Source organism: Nonomuraea aurantiaca (genome assembly GCF_020215705.1).
Lineage (GTDB): Bacteria > Actinomycetota > Actinomycetes > Streptosporangiales > Streptosporangiaceae > Nonomuraea > Nonomuraea aurantiaca.
Window position 1 is genome coordinate 61,628 of the sequence record NZ_JAIWNB010000028.1, and the last position, 14,103, is coordinate 75,730.

The window sequence follows — 14,103 nt, forward strand, 5'->3', positions numbered from 1 at the left end:
TTGCCGCGACCGTGAGAATGCTTTCACGCGCGCTGATTCACACCACCCGTGAAGCCGGCCCGGCTCATCCTCCAGGCACCTGCCCCAAGCTCACCAGTGCTCATGCCGATCGACTCCCGGACGTTCGCGCCTCTCTCGCCGACCGGAAGATTTGAATAACCTGCGCGAAACCGTCCAGACCAAGGTGTCGTACCGCAGACCGTAACTTGTCCCGGCTGCCACCTTCACCGGGAGGGACACTTCCCATCGCCCATCGCCCATCGCCCACCGGCCACCGCCCATCAACCACCGCCTCCCTCGCTCTCGGGGACTACACCGCCATTGGGTGGTGGCCACCCAATGGCGGATCAACGATCTCGTTGTGCGTTTCCTATGTGGGCGAGCAGAGGTGAGCGAGGAGAAACTACGCCGCTCTGTGGGACGTCATCCATGAAGCCCACCGGGGGGAGCTGTGAATGGATTGCCGCTGCCGCTGTGCTGCCGGGGGGGATGGTTTCACGTGAAACGGAGACGGCGGTGGGTGCGTCCGATGCGGGCGAACAGAGGTGAGCGAGGGAAACTACACCGCTTTGCGGGAGGTCATCCATGGAGTCCGCCGGGTGGGGACTGTGAATGGGGTGCCGCTGTGCTGGCGGATGGATGGTTTCACGTGAAACGGGGGCGTCAGTGGAAACGGGGGCGTCAGTGGTGCGTCCAACTGGCGGCCTGGGAGGGTTGTTTCACGTGAAACCGTGGGCCAGAGGCGTGTCGCGTGCGGGGGCGGGGAGCTTGCGCGAACGCCAAGGCCGGTGGATCAGGGGAGGACGAGAGACTTACGGATGTCATCGAGGAAGTCGTCTACGTGGTCCGGAGTGGTGTCGAAGGCGGTCATCCAGCGGACGGTGCCGGCGGCCTCGTCCCAGTAGTGGAACAGGTAGCGGGTGAGGAGGGCGGCTGCGGCTGGTTTGGGGAGGGTGGCGAAGACGGCGTTCGATTGGACGGGGTAGGCGAGGGTGATGCCGGGGAGGTCGGCTATGCCGTTGGCGAGGCGGATGGCCATTTCGTTGGCGTGGGTTGCGTTGTGGCGCCACAGGTCGTTCGTGAGGAGGGCCGAGAGCTGGGCTGAGACAAAGCGCATCTTGGAGGCCAACTGGAGGGACTGGCGGCGGAGGAAGGGGATGGCGTGGGAGAGGGAGGAAGAGGAGAGGACTATTACTGCCTCAGCTGCCAGCGCGCCGTTCTTGGTGCCGCCGAAGCTGAAGATGTCTACGCCGACTTCCGTGGTGATGGCGCTGAGGGTGGCGTTCAGGTGGGAGGCTGCGTTTGCCAGTCTGGCGCCGTCCATGTGGAGGAGTAGGCCGGCGGCGTGCGCCGTATCGGCGAGGGCGGCGATTTCTTCGGGGGAGTAGCAGGTGCCGAGTTCGGTTACCTGGGAGATGGAGACCACGCGGGGTTGGGAGTTGTGGTGGCTGCCCAAGGTGTCGAGTCGTGTGGTGATGTCCTCCGGGCGTAGTTTGCCGTCGGCTGTGGGGGCCATCACGAGCTTCGCGCCCAGGAGTCGTTCTGTCGCGCCTGTTTCGTGGGTGGCGATGTGGGCGGTGTCGGCGCAGATGATGGCGTCGTAGCGGCCGAGCATGGGGGCGAGGCCGACCATGTTCGCGCCGGCTCCGTTCAGGACGGGGAAGCCTTCCGCCCCTGGACCGAAGACGTCCTTGATGTGGTCCTCGAAGGTTGATGTCCAGCGGTCACCGCCGTAGGCGGGTGCGTCCCCGCGGTTCGCCGCAGCCATGGCTTCGAGGATGGTGGGATGGACGCCGGCGTGATTGTCGCTGGCGAAGCTCTTGGGATAGGTCGAATCGATCGGCACATGCCCAGGCTACTTTCACGACTCACAAGATTCAGAGAGGCGAGAGGTGATCGGCGAGGGTGGGCCCGGGGGGTCGGGAGGTGTCCGCTGGCTCGGGTGCTGGGTTGCTTGTTCGCGGTGACGCCCCCTGCTGGCGGTGATGCCTCCTGTGGGCGGCGATGCCGCTGTTGTGGGTGGGAGCAGGGGGATGTGGATCGGCCGCGTGAGCGGAAATGTGGGACCCAAGCTGTGGATCGGGCATCGTGGGCCCACCGGGTGTGAGCCTCAACGCGCGTGGACCCCCTCAAGGGGCGGTGGATCCCACGAGGGCGCGTCTGACGGGTGCGAGCCGAGCAAATCTAGGGGTCGGTGTTGGCGCGAGGCTCAGAGGAGCCAGGTGCCGGACGTACGGACGCTGAGGTATACCCGGTGTTGGGCATGCGCGGCGGAGTTGCGTCCGGTGTCAGAGCATGCGAAGGCCAGACAGGTCAGAGGTCAGCGCTGCAAAACGGAGATCTACCCAGGGTGAAGGAGGTCAGCGCCAGGGAAGAGCGGGGGACGCGTGGACCTCAAGCGTGTACGCGGGAGGCGGCGTTCTGGAGGAGGATGCGGCAGAGGTCGCCCAGGTCTTGGCCGGCGGCCTCCGCGGCCATCGGCAGCAGCGACGTCTCCGTCATTCCGGGGGCCACGTTGACCTCCAGGAAGTGGGGCTGGTCTGAGGCGTCGACGATGAGGTCGGTGCGGGAGATGTCGCGGAGGCCCAGGGCGGTGTGGGCCGTCACGGCGGTTTCGGCGCAGGCCGCGGCCGCCTCGGCGGAGAGGCGGGCGGGTGCGAAGAACTCGGTGTGGCCGGCGGTGTAGCGGGCCGCGTAGTCGTAGACGCCCTCGTCCGGGACGATCTCGACGGCAGGCAGGGCGATCGGGCCGTTGCCCAGGTCGACGACCGAGACCGCTACTTCGACGCCCTCCACGTAACGCTCGATCAGCGCCGTGTCGCCGTACGCGAAACAGCCGACCATCGCGGCCGGGAGCTCTTCGGCGGTGCGAACGATCGAGGCGCCCAGGGCGGAGCCGCCGCGGGCGGGCTTGACGAACAGGGGGAGGCCGAGGTGTGCCACGATGCGGCCCAGGACGGCCGTGGCGCCGAGGTCGTGGAAGGTCTCCTTGGGCAGGGTGACCGACTCGGGGGTGCGCAGGCCGACGGAGCGTACGACGCCCTTGGCGGTGGGCTTGTCGAAGGCGACGCGGCAGGCGTCGGGGTCGGCGCCGACATAGGGGACGTTCAGCAGTTCGAGGATGGAACGGATGGCGCCGTCCTCACCCGCTCCGCCGTGCAGCGTGACGAAGACCGCGTCCGGTGGGTCGGCCAGGATGGACGGCACGAGGGAGGCGTCAGTGTCGCGGGCCTCCACGTCGATGCCCGCCGCCCGCAGCACCTCGCTCACCCGGCGACCGGAGCGCAGGGACACCTCCCGTTCATAGGAGAGGCCCCCGGCCAGCACGAGCACGTGGCCCAGATCGCTCATTCGTTCTCCTCCGCTGATCGCACGCTGTCCAACCGTACCGGGACTGGGGTGGAATGGTGTACGGCAGGCGCTTTCTACCGTGCGGGTCATGACCAACGGAATGCAGCGGTAAAGGCGGCATCCGTACGCAATGTGAGGGAAGAGCCGGCGTCCCGACGGAGACGCCGGCCGTATTTCCGCAGGCGAAAGAGGGTCAGGCCAGGTCAGGCCCGGGCGTGTCCACGCCCGCGTGCCCCCGAGCCGACCCCGTCCCGAACGTGTCCCGCAGCTGGATCTCCTGCTCGATCACCCCAGCCAACCGCCGGACCCCTTCCCGGATCCGATCCGGCTCAGGGAAGCAGTAGGACAGCCGCATCTGCCGAGCCCCGCTCCCATCGGAGAAGAACCCGGTCCCGGGCACGAACGCCACCCGCTCCGCCACCGCCCGCGGCAGGATGGCCTTCGAGTCCAGGCCCTCCGGCAGCGTTGCCCACACGAAGAAGCCCCCGGCCGGTCGTGTCCAGGTGACTTCGGGGGGCATGAGCGCCGAGAGCGCGTCGAGCAGCGTGTCGCGTCGCTCGCGATAGAGCTCCTTGAACGATTTGATCTGTTCCTGCCACGGCTGCGTGGCGAGGTACTGGCCCACGGCCAGCTGGGTGAAGGACGAGTGCGACAGCACGGCCGACTCCATGGCCAGCACGAGCTTGTCGCGGACGGCGTGCGGCGCCAGCGCCCAGCCGACCCGGAACCCAGGGGCGAGCGTCTTGGAGAACGACCCGAGATAGACCACGCCGTCGGGATTGTCGGCCCGCAGCGCGCGCATGGGCTCGCCGTCGAAGCCGAGCAGCCCGTACGGGTTGTCCTCGATGATCAGCACTCCGGCCCGCTGGCAGATGTCGAGCACCTGCTGCCGCCGCGCCAGGTTCAGGGTGACACCGGCGGGGTTGTGGAAGGTCGGGATCGTGTAGAGGAACTTGATCGGGGCGCCCGCGGTCTCCAGCGCGTAGATGGTCTGCGCGAGCGACTCGGGAATGATGCCCTGATCGTCCATGGCGATATGCACCACTTTGGCCTGGTACGCGGCGAAAGTGCCGAGGGCGCCTACGTACGACGGGCCTTCGGCCAGCACCACGTCACCCGGGTCGATGAAGATCCGGGTGACCAAATCAAGCGCTTGCTGCGAACCTACGGTGACGACCACGTCGTTCGCCCCGGCCTGGATCCCCTCCAGCCGCATCACGTCGCAGATCTGCTCGCGCAGGTGCGGATCGCCCTGGCCGGAGCCGTACTGCAGCGCGACGGGACCGCGCGTGGTGACCAGATCGGACACCAGCTCGCCGACCATGTCGAGGGGGAGGGCCGTGACGTACGGCATGCCGCCGGCGAGCGAGACCACCTCGGGCCTCGACGCGACGGCGAAAAGAGCTCGGATCTCGGAGGCGACCATCCCGGCAGCTCGTGCGGCGTACCGATCGACGTAGGCGTCGATGCGCGACCCTTGGGTCGCGGGCGTCTGACCGTGATCCAGCTCTCCTGTCACGGTCCACCTCCTTGGTGTCATTTGTCGCTGAACTACCAGATTACGGCAGTCGGACATGTCGGCTGTGACCGGGCTCGACCGTCGTGCTTCCCGATGGCGGGACGTCACTGGGCTACGATGCCAGCTGGGGACGCGTTTTTCGCGCGCTTTTCCGGGTCAACGATTGGGGCCGTAGTTGTCGCGTCGGCTGGTCAACATAACCCTGGACAATCTGGACGATCTGCCGCGCCGCTGCCGGCGGTGCGTCTTTTGGGAGCTCGACCCCGTCAGCGGGGAGCGCGCGATCGACTCCGGTGGTCCAGAGCTGGAGAAAGAGGCATGGATCTCCGGCACGCTGCTCGAATGGGGCAGCTGCGGCAAGATCGTGTACGTCGACGGGGTGCCCGCCGGATTCGTCATCTACAGCCCGCCGCTCTACAGCCCCCGTTCGCTGGCCTTTCCCACCTCGCCGGTCAGCGCCGACGCGGTCCTGCTGATGACCGCGCACATCATTCCGGAGTTCTCGGGTGGCGGTCTGGGCCGGATGCTGATCCAGGGCGTGGCCAAGGACCTGACGCGACGTGGGGTCAAGGCCATCGAGGCGTTCGGCGACCTCAAGTGGGAGGAGCCGAGCTGCGTGGTCCCGGCCGACTACCTGCTTTCCGTGGGCTTCAAGACGGTACGCCCGCATCTGCGGTTCCCCCGGCTCCGGCTGGAGCTGAAGACAGCCGTCTCGTGGCGCGAGGACGTCGAGGTGGCCTTGGAACGCCTACTCGGCTCCATGAGCCCGGAACGCGCTCTTCGCCCCGTCTGACGCCTTCTCAAGGACGCCAAGAGCCCACGGGCCCACACAGAGGGAAGCCCCTTGAGCGAAAGATCGCCAGGGGGCTTTCAACTGCAACGCTGCGGGCGTCGTCAGATGATGCCCTCGAGCTCGCGAAGCAGCATGGCCTTCGGCTTGGCGCCGATGATCTGCTTCACGACCTCTCCACCCTTGTAGACGTTCAGCGTGGGGATCTGGAGCACACCGTAGTCGCGCGGGACATCCGGGTTTTCGTCGATGTTGAGCTTGACGATCTCCAGCTTGTCGCCGTGCTCTTTGGCGATCTCCTCGAGGATGGGCGATACCTGACGGCATGGGCCGCACCACTCGGCCCAGAAGTCAACGAGCACGGGCTTGTCGCTCTTGAGGACCTCGGCCTCGAAGGTGGCGTCGGTTACTGCCTTCACGGTGCGCTCCTTAGTTGTCGTTCGAGGCCAGCCAGCGCTCGGAGTCGAGTGACGCCGAGCAGCCGGTGCCGGCCGCGGTGATGGCCTGCCGGTAGATGTGGTCGACGACGTCGCCCGCGGCGAACACCCCGTCGATGTTGGTCGCCGTGCTGGGCGCGGCGACCTTCACGTAGCCGTCGTCATCGAGGTCGATCTGGCCCTTGACCAGCTCGCTGCGCGGATCGTGGCCGATCGCCAGGAACAGCGCGTCGGTGGCCAGCTCGCATTCCTCACCGGACTTGAGGTTGCGCAGCTTGACGGCCTCGACCTTGTCGGTACCGAGGACGTCGACGACCTCGGTGTCCCAGATGAAGCGGATCTTGTCGTTCGCGAACGCCCGCTCCTGCATGATCTTGCTGGCCCGCAGTTCGTCACGGCGGTGCACAACGGTGACCATGCGGCCGAAGCGGGTCAGGAACGTGGCCTCCTCCATCGCGGTGTCACCACCGCCGACGACCACGATGTCCTTGTTGCGGAAGAAGAAGCCGTCACAGGTGGCACACCAGGAGACGCCCCGCCCGGACAGGCGCTTCTCGTTGGGCAGGCCCAGCTCGCGGTAGCCGGAGCCCATCGCCAGGATGACCGACTTGGCGTAGTAGGTCTCGCTGTGGGTCTTGATCACCTTGGGATTGGCCTCAAGGTCCACTTCGAGTACGTCGTCCGCGACCAACTCGGCGCCGAACCGCTCGGCCTGCTTACGCAGGTTGTCCATCAGGTCGGGGCCCATGATGCCGTCGGGGAAACCGGGGAAGTTCTCGACATCGGTGGTGTTCATCAGCGCGCCGCCCGCGGTGACCGAGCCCTCGAAGACCAGCGGCTTGAGCTCGGCGCGCGCGGAGTAGACGGCCGCCGTGTATCCAGCGGGGCCGGATCCAATGATGATCACGTTACGCACGTCGCTCAACGCTCTCACGCCTTCCTAGTCTGCTCTTGCCTGTCGCCTCAACAGATCCTAGGCCGCCGTGATTCCCGGCCCCGTCCTCAACGCACGCCGAAAACGAAAGAGCCCGCCGAAGCGGGCTCTGACGTGCGTATCAAGGGATCACAGAGCTACCAGCGCCCCACTGTGGACTTACGCAGGCTCTTGCAGTTGAACGGGTCGACGATGTCGACGCGGAGCGTCTTGTTCGCCTTGTTCTTCCAGGAGGTCACGATGATGGCCTCCGACCCGTTGTACTGCCCCTGGTCGACCGCGAACACCTTGAGCTTCGTACGGTTCGCCACCCGGCTGACGCACTTGTCCACCACGTCGATGTCCGAGGAACCGCCACCCACTATGGGTGCGGGCCCGAGGAAGCCTTCGAGCGGCTGCCGCAGCTCCTGGTCGCTGTAGTTGTGCCCGCTGTCGGTCAGCGCGTACGCCCTGGCCCGCTTGTCCACCTTGGGCGGCGACGACGCCGTACCGGTGTGCAGCTGCTGATGCCCACTGGCGATGGTGCCACCACCACCGGCCGTGAGCAGGTTGGTGGAGAGCACCGCGGTGCCCACCACAGCCGCCGCGGCGGCCGCAGCAACCGTGGGCATCGCCCATCGGCGCCGTCGTGCGTCCTTGCGCTTGGCCGGGACGATGGTGCCGTCGTCGGAGACCACCCCGAGGCGTACCGGCTCCAGCTCCCGCGGGGACTGCTCCCACGGGGAGTCCCGCATGAGCTCATCCCAGTTGGGCGGTTCCGCCAGGCCGACACCACCCCCGCGCGCGGATCCCGCTTCGGCGGCCAGAGCCTTGTCGATGCGCAGTGCGACTCCCATCGGCATGGCCGGTGTCGGAGTCGCCGCGAGCACCTCGCGAACCGCTGCCAGGTCGGCCAGTAGCTCCCCACAGGGGTCGCATACCGCGAGATGCTCGCGGACCTGGCGGGCCGTGCCAGCGTCTAGGAGACCCTCGGCCAACTCGGCCAGGATTTCCAGATCGTAGTGCGTATCACCCGTCACGAAGTTCTGCTCCCTTCGCGGATGAGACGCGACTGAGGTCCGATCGGTTCCGCAGATGCGAAAGAATTGGGGCAAGTTTCGCGCGCCCCCGCGCGCACCGGCTCTTCACCGTCCCGCTGGGCACTTCAAGCACCTGAGCTGCGTCTTCGACCGAATAGCCCATCATGTCGACGAGCACCAGCGCGGCCCGCTGGTCGGTCGGAAGCAGTTTCAGCGCGGCCGAAACCTCCATCGAAACCTCACGCTCACCCGTCTGGTCGGGCATCGGCGTGTCACGCTCGGCGGCCTCGATGAGCTCGTCATCGGCCACCGGTCTGACGGATTTGCGGCGCATCCGGTCGAGGCAGGCGTTCACCACGATTCGGTGCAGCCAGGTCGTGACCGCGGCCTCACCGCGGAATGTGCCCGCCTTCCGGTAGGCGGAGACGAAGGCGTCCTGCACCGCGTCGGCCGCTTCGTCGGGATCGCCCAGCGTGCGCAGGGCGACGGCCCACATGCGGTCACGGTGTCTCTTGACGATCTCGCTGAAGGCGTGAGGATCCCCATTGATGTGCGCGGTCAGCAGCTCGGCGTCGGTGACGGCGGGCCGTTCCGCGGAGGAAGGTGGCTCGGGTGGGGAGTTCACAAGAGGGATTCCTGGGTTATGCCGATCCGGGAGAATGCACCACTACTTCATAGATGGTGCCATGAAACTTGCCCGCATCTGCCGGAAGACGGGTAAACCAGATCAAAACGTACTTGCCGCTTGCGGCTTGATCAGGTTTCAAGGTGATCTTTCCGGACCCGTTCTTCTCCTTGGCGACGGTCTTCAGCGAGCCCAGCTCAGGCGAGTCGCCGACCTTCAGCTCGACGCTCGCGCCCGATGTATCGGCCAGCGTAGCCACCACGTCGCCGATCGGCATGCTCTTGCCCATATCGAGCAGCAAACCCACACCGGCCTTGAGATTGCCCAGGTCGGCGCTGTTGTAGTTCTCCGTTTTCCAGAGCGTGCTGGGCTTGCCGTCGATGGCGAGCGGCGCCATCTCGTTCTTCTCGTCCCGGTCGGCGAGCGGATCGAAGCCGGTCGCCTTCTCCGGCTTCACGACGACCATCGGTTGCGCCGACGCGGAGGCGGAAGCGCTCGGGGAGGTCTCCGCCTGCGGGGTGTTCGGACTGCCCAGGCTGCGGCCGATCGTCCAGGCCCCCACGCCGACCGCGGCGATGACGAGCAGCACCACGACGGTCATCAGCACCCGGTTGAGCATGCTGCCGCCGCTGGGCGCGCGGGGCGGCATGGGTCTGGGCTGCGAGGGCAGGGGCGGGCGCGGCGGGCGCCGCTCGGTCTCAAGGCCCTCGGAGTGCGAGGCCGACTGCACCGCCGGCGTCTGGGAATAGGCCATCGGGATCGGCATGGGCCTGGCCACGTTGGCGAGCGCGTCGGCGATCTCGGACGGGCTGGACAGGGCGGCCTGCCCCTTGCGGGACTCGGGCAGGCAGGCCCTGATGGTGACCGCGTCGAGATATCCGGGCACTCCGGCGGTGACCTGGCGGGGCGAGCAGAAGTGCCCGTCGATCATCGGCGCCGTGGGCAGACCGCCCTCTTCCTCGTCGCCCGGCCAGTGGCCGGACAGCCCCGCGTACAGCAGTCGGCCCAGCCCCTCGGCGTCGTCGAGGGCGGGCTGGTCGGTGGTGAGGCCGGACAGGGCGGCGTCGACCGCGACGCCGAGCACCTTGACCGTGTTACCGGTCGTCCACACCAGGTGCGCGGGGCGCAGGCACAGGTGGTAGAGATCGGCCTCATGCGCGTGGGCCAGCGCCTCGGCGGCCTCGGCGACCAGGCCGGCGGCCCGCTCCGGCTCCAGCGGGCCGGCCGCGAGCAGGTCGGACAGGGTGTCGCCGGTGACCCACTCGCTGACCACGTACGAATGATCGTCGTGCTCGGCGGCGTCGAACACCTGCGTCAGGCGCGGATCGGTGAGCCTGCTGGCGGCGCGGGCGGCCGTGACCACCTCGTGGACGCGGGGGAACTCAGGGGAGAAGGTGTGGACCGCGACGGGCCGGGCGAGGATCTCGTCGATGGCCTTCCACAGGGTGGCTCCATCGGACTCGCTCACCCGGTCTTCCAGCCGGAAGCGTTCGGCGAGACGGGTGCCGGGTTCGACCGACGACGTGCTCACTGACTCACTCCGCTCGGCCGCTCGGGGGTGCTCATGACTCGACTCACCTGCGTGGGGGTGTACCACGTAGGCACGCTATGCCGGGTGGATCCGCCCACGCCCCTCCTGCTTCCATTCGCGCCGTGTCGGCACCATGCTAGTGCCGCGCCGGTTCCACCCGCGTTCCTTACCTGCCTAGCCGCCCGGCAACCATCCCAACGATCGAGTTGATCTCCGGGATGCGCATGCGATGGGCGACTCCCAGATACAACAGCATGCCCAGACCGCCGCCCACGGCCAAGGCGATCACCGAGTTGAGGAAGGTGAGCCCGCCGAACACGTCCTGAACCGCCCAGACGGCCACCAGCGCCAGCGCCGCCGCGGGCAGTGCGGACAGGTACATCCTCGTCAGAGCCATCCCGATCGTCCAGCCGCCCAGCCCCTTGACCCGACGGGCGGCGAGAATCCAGGCCCCGCCGGCCCCGATCGTGTAGGCGACGGCGTAGGCGAAGGCCAACCCCATCACCGCGTACCGAGCCGGCAGCAGGACGTTGAAGACTACCATCAGCAGCGCGTTGACCGCGGTCGTCGCCGCGCCCACGTAAACGGGCGTCCGCGTGTCGCCGAAGCTGTAGAAGACCCGCAGCAGCAACTGGAAGATCGAGAACGGCACCAGCGCCAGGCCGTAGACCTGCAGCACGTTGCCGATGTAGACGGCCGCGTCGGCCGAGGTGACGCCGTGGGCGTACAACGGCACGGTGATCGCCGGGCCGAGCACCATCAGCAGCAGCGACACCGGGACCATCACCGAGCTGATCAGCCGCACGCTCGACCCGAACTCGGAGCGGACCTCGCCGAGCTGCCCGGCTTCGACCGCCCGGCTCATCCTGGGCAGCATGGCCGTGATCACCGAGACGCCGATGACGCCGTAGGGCAGCTGGAAGAGCTGGAAGGCCAGGGTGTACGGGCTGATGCCGTGACCGGGCACCGCGTCGCCCGCCGCGCTGGACAGGTTGGTCGTCAGCATGAAGCCGAGCTGCGTGACCACCACATAGCCGATGGTCCAGATCCCGGCCCGGCCCATCTCACCGAGCCGCGCGTTGCGCACGTCGAAGCGCGGGACGAAGGAGAACCCGATCCGCTTGAGCGCGACGATCAGCACGGCGGCCTGCGCCACGATGCCCGCCGTGGTGCCCAGGCCGAGCAGCGCGATCTGGCCGTCGGTGACCAGGGCGATGTCGCCACCCGCCTTGCCGGCCACCACCATGTAGAGCACGAGCACACAGATGACCACGAGGTTGTTGATCACCGGCGCCCACATGGGAGCCGCGTAACGGTCGCGCGTGTTGAGAATGGCCCCGGCGACCGCGCCGACGCCGAAGAAGGCCAGCTGCGGCAGGATGAACCGGGCGAGCAGCACCGCGATCTCGAACTTGCGGCTGCCGGGCAGCCAGTCGGTGGTGTAGAGGTCGATGAGCAGCGGGGCCGCCAGCACGGCGAGCACGGCGACGACCAGCAGCGCGGCCGTGGCCAGCGTCATGAGGCGCTGCTCGTACGCCCGGCCGCCGTCGTAGTCGCGCTGCTGCGCCTTGACGATCATCGGCACCACGACACTGCTGAGCACGCCGAGCAGCAGCAGGTCGAGAATGCTGTACGGGATCGCGTACGCGGCGTTGTAGGCGTCACCCATGGCCAAGGTGCCGATCGCCGAGGCGAGCACCATCGTCCGCACGAATCCCGTGACCCTGGACACCATCGTGCCCGCCGCCATGACGGCGCTGGCCCGCAACATGCGGCTCATACGGTCTCACTCTCCCGGCTCTTGGCGGCCCGAGCGAGCCGTCGCTGCGATCTGCGCCGTAGCACCCGTGTCACGACCGCGGCGAGCATGACCGCCAGCGCTGCCCCGACGATGACCAGGGCGATCCCCGTGTAGCCGGTGGTGCGGATCGTCAGCTTGACGGGCTTGCCGTACGGCAGACCGTTCCTGGTCGTCAGCTGGACGCTCACCGTGGCGTCACCGCTGGTCGTCGCGTTCATCGGCACCTGGACGCCGCCGTTCTGACCGTTGGGGATCGTCAGCAGCTTCTTGACCGGCGTGGTGTCGATCTGGAGGAGTCCGGGGTTGTTGCTCTTCACGTCGATGTAGAGGGCGATCGTCTCACCGATCGAGTTCTTCACGCTGATGGGCACCGGGCCGTTGCTCCCGGCCAGCGTGCGCAGCCGGTCGGGGTCGGCCCCGGTGATCGAGATCTTGTTCATCTGGGCCTGGACGGCCCCTTCGACCAGCTTGATGGCCGCCCGGCCCGCGCGCGTGTTGTTGCGCCAGGACGAGGAGACCATCCTGAGCACCGCGGCGTCGAAGTCGGAGTGGGGCTTGGGCTCCGCGGCGATCAGGGCGGTGAGCTGTGCCTTCTCGGCGACGTTCTTGAGCGGGCCGAGGTATTTGGCGCTGAGCTCGTCCTTGCGGTCCTGGCCGGTGTAGGTGAGCGCGGCCCTGGGCACGGGCGCCTTGCTCGGCTTGAGCGAGTCGAGCGGGGTCAGCGTCAGCCACGGCAGCCGGTTCGCGGTCTTGAGCAGCAGGTTGACCAGCGTCGGGTTCGGGTCCCAGCGTCGCGAGGGTGCGATGACCAGCGACCGGGGACTGGTCTGGCCAGGCTCGGCGGCGATCATCGCGGTCTCGGCGATGAAGCGCTGCTTGTTCAGGAAGATCGAGCCCGGCGCGTCGGAGTCGGGCTCGAAGGTGCGCGTGAGCTGTGTGTCGGCGACCAGCGCGGTGACCGGCCCCTGGACGCTGTCGAGTGTGGCGACGGCATCGGGCGTGAACGCGACCGGCGGCTGCGGCGGCAGATTCGTGGAGTTGAGCAGGACCCGGTCGACCTTGGCGACGGAGAGCAGGTCGAGCGCGTCGGGATCGAGCACGCCCGCGACCGGCCAGTTCGTCGTCAGCGACACGTCGCGCTTGAGCAGGTCCGTGGCGACCTGGCGGCCCATGGCGATCGCCGTGGCGGTCTGGCCGTCGAGTCCCTGGTGGGCGAGCGCGGCGACGTCGGGATCGGCGTACGGCGTGGCCACGACCGGGGAGGAGGCCAGCGCGGTGCGCAGCGAGTTGAGCCACTGCGCGGCGTTGGGGTCGGCGGCCTGGTCCTTGGACTTGAGCCGGTGCTTGCGGGACAGAGCCTGCACGTCGTCGAGGAGCGACGGCTCCACGAACCAGGTGACCTTCTTGGGCGCCGTGGCGGCGATGCCGGCCAGCTCGGCGAGCCGGCCCTTGCCGGTCAGCTGCGGGCCCAGCTTGTCGTCGATGAAGTTGTCGTTCTCGGCGCGATGCGTCTGGTCGATGATGGGCAGCGCGATGGCCAGCCGGTTACGCGGCAGTTTCTGCGGGGTCGGCGGCGCGTACGTCAGGTAGGTGCGCTGCGGCGTGGAGATCGGCGCACCGAACCGGGCCACGTCGACGGCGATCGGATAGACGCCGAACGACGGCAGCCCGAGCTGCACGGGCGTCACCGTGATCTCGAACACCTTCGACGCGCCCGCCTCCAGGGCGGGGAGCAGCACGTTCGAGCTGTTCGCGACGTTCGGCGGCACCAGGCTCTCGTCGGACTGGTAGGCGACCATGGCGGCGCGGTCGGTGAGTTTCTGCGAGGTGTATCGCAGCCGGACACTCAGGCCGGTCATCGTCTCACCGGTGTCGTTGCGGACGGTGCCCGCGACCTTGACCTGCGTGGTCAGGCTCGACGGCACGTCGGGCGTGATGGACGTGATCGACACGGCCATCGACTGCCTGTTCGTCTTCCCGGCGGCCGTGCCCGGCGTCTTCGTGGCAGCAGTACTCGGCGTCGTCGCGGCCATGGGCGCGAGCAACGCGGCGGACAGTACGGCGAGGAGCATGACCTTACGGATCACGCGTCCGCC

The 14,103-nt window shown here is 67.9% G+C and carries 11 protein-coding genes; 1 reads left to right on the forward strand and 10 read right to left on the reverse strand.

From position 1 onward, the window contains the following. Nucleotides 1-793 precede the first annotated feature (793 nt). From LDL49_RS44240 to LDL49_RS44250, 3 genes are all read right to left on the reverse strand, one after another. Nucleotides 794-1,846, reverse strand: coding sequence for a threonine aldolase family protein (locus LDL49_RS44240; protein WP_225300924.1), 1,053 nt, complete (start codon nt 1,844-1,846; stop codon nt 794-796). A 548-nt stretch (nt 1,847-2,394) separates the two neighbouring features. Continuing rightward, on the reverse strand, nt 2,395-3,351 hold the full coding sequence (locus tag LDL49_RS44245) for a D-alanine--D-alanine ligase family protein (protein WP_225300925.1): 957 nt from the start codon (nt 3,349-3,351) through the stop codon (nt 2,395-2,397). 193 nt (nt 3,352-3,544) lie between these two features. After that, a complete protein-coding gene (locus LDL49_RS44250; RefSeq protein WP_372470641.1) occupies nt 3,545-4,870 on the reverse strand; it encodes an aminotransferase-like domain-containing protein in 1,326 nt (441 codons plus the stop codon). A gap of 175 nt (nt 4,871-5,045) precedes the next feature. Here LDL49_RS44250 and LDL49_RS44255 point away from each other — a divergent pair, with 175 nt between their 5' ends. Beyond that, complete coding sequence (locus tag LDL49_RS44255; RefSeq protein ID WP_225300926.1) at nt 5,046-5,663, forward strand: GNAT family N-acetyltransferase; 618 nt, start codon at nt 5,046-5,048, stop codon at nt 5,661-5,663. A 101-nt stretch (nt 5,664-5,764) separates the two neighbouring features. Here the strand turns inward: LDL49_RS44255 and trxA are convergent, their stop codons facing one another. From trxA to LDL49_RS44290, 7 genes are all read right to left on the reverse strand, one after another. Further along, nucleotides 5,765-6,079, reverse strand: coding sequence for a thioredoxin (trxA, locus tag LDL49_RS44260; protein ID WP_225300927.1), 315 nt, complete (start codon nt 6,077-6,079; stop codon nt 5,765-5,767). A 10-nt stretch (nt 6,080-6,089) separates the two neighbouring features. Next, nucleotides 6,090-7,022: a thioredoxin-disulfide reductase gene (gene trxB, locus LDL49_RS44265; RefSeq protein WP_225300989.1), complete on the reverse strand. Its 933-nt coding sequence runs from the start codon at nt 7,020-7,022 to the stop codon at nt 6,090-6,092. 146 nt (nt 7,023-7,168) lie between these two features. Continuing rightward, nucleotides 7,169-8,050 (reverse strand): anti-sigma factor family protein, encoded by an 882-nt coding sequence (locus tag LDL49_RS44270; RefSeq protein WP_225300928.1) that lies wholly within the window; start codon nt 8,048-8,050, stop codon nt 7,169-7,171. Beyond that, a complete protein-coding gene (sigM, locus tag LDL49_RS44275; protein ID WP_225300929.1) occupies nt 8,040-8,675 on the reverse strand; it encodes an RNA polymerase sigma factor SigM in 636 nt (211 codons plus the stop codon). Before sigM ends, LDL49_RS44270 begins: the two co-directional genes overlap by 11 nt. Before the next feature lie 16 nt (nt 8,676-8,691). After that, a complete protein-coding gene (locus tag LDL49_RS44280; protein WP_225300930.1) occupies nt 8,692-10,206 on the reverse strand; it encodes a protein kinase family protein in 1,515 nt (504 codons plus the stop codon). A 166-nt stretch (nt 10,207-10,372) separates the two neighbouring features. Beyond that, a complete protein-coding gene (murJ, locus tag LDL49_RS44285; protein WP_225300931.1) occupies nt 10,373-11,986 on the reverse strand; it encodes a murein biosynthesis integral membrane protein MurJ in 1,614 nt (537 codons plus the stop codon). Then, nucleotides 11,983-14,094, reverse strand: a complete 2,112-nt coding sequence (locus LDL49_RS44290) for a DUF6049 family protein (RefSeq protein WP_225300932.1) — start codon at nt 14,092-14,094, stop codon at nt 11,983-11,985. Before LDL49_RS44290 ends, murJ begins: the two co-directional genes overlap by 4 nt. Nucleotides 14,095-14,103: the final 9 nt, after the last annotated feature.

Coding starts and splice junctions, on each gene's coding strand:
- LDL49_RS44245 (WP_225300925.1), bottom strand. CDS start 3,351: ATGAGCGATCTGGGCCACGTGCTCGTGCTGGCCGGGGGCCTCTCCTAT.
- murJ (WP_225300931.1), bottom strand. CDS start 11,986: ATGAGCCGCATGTTGCGGGCCAGCGCCGTCATGGCGGCGGGCACGATG.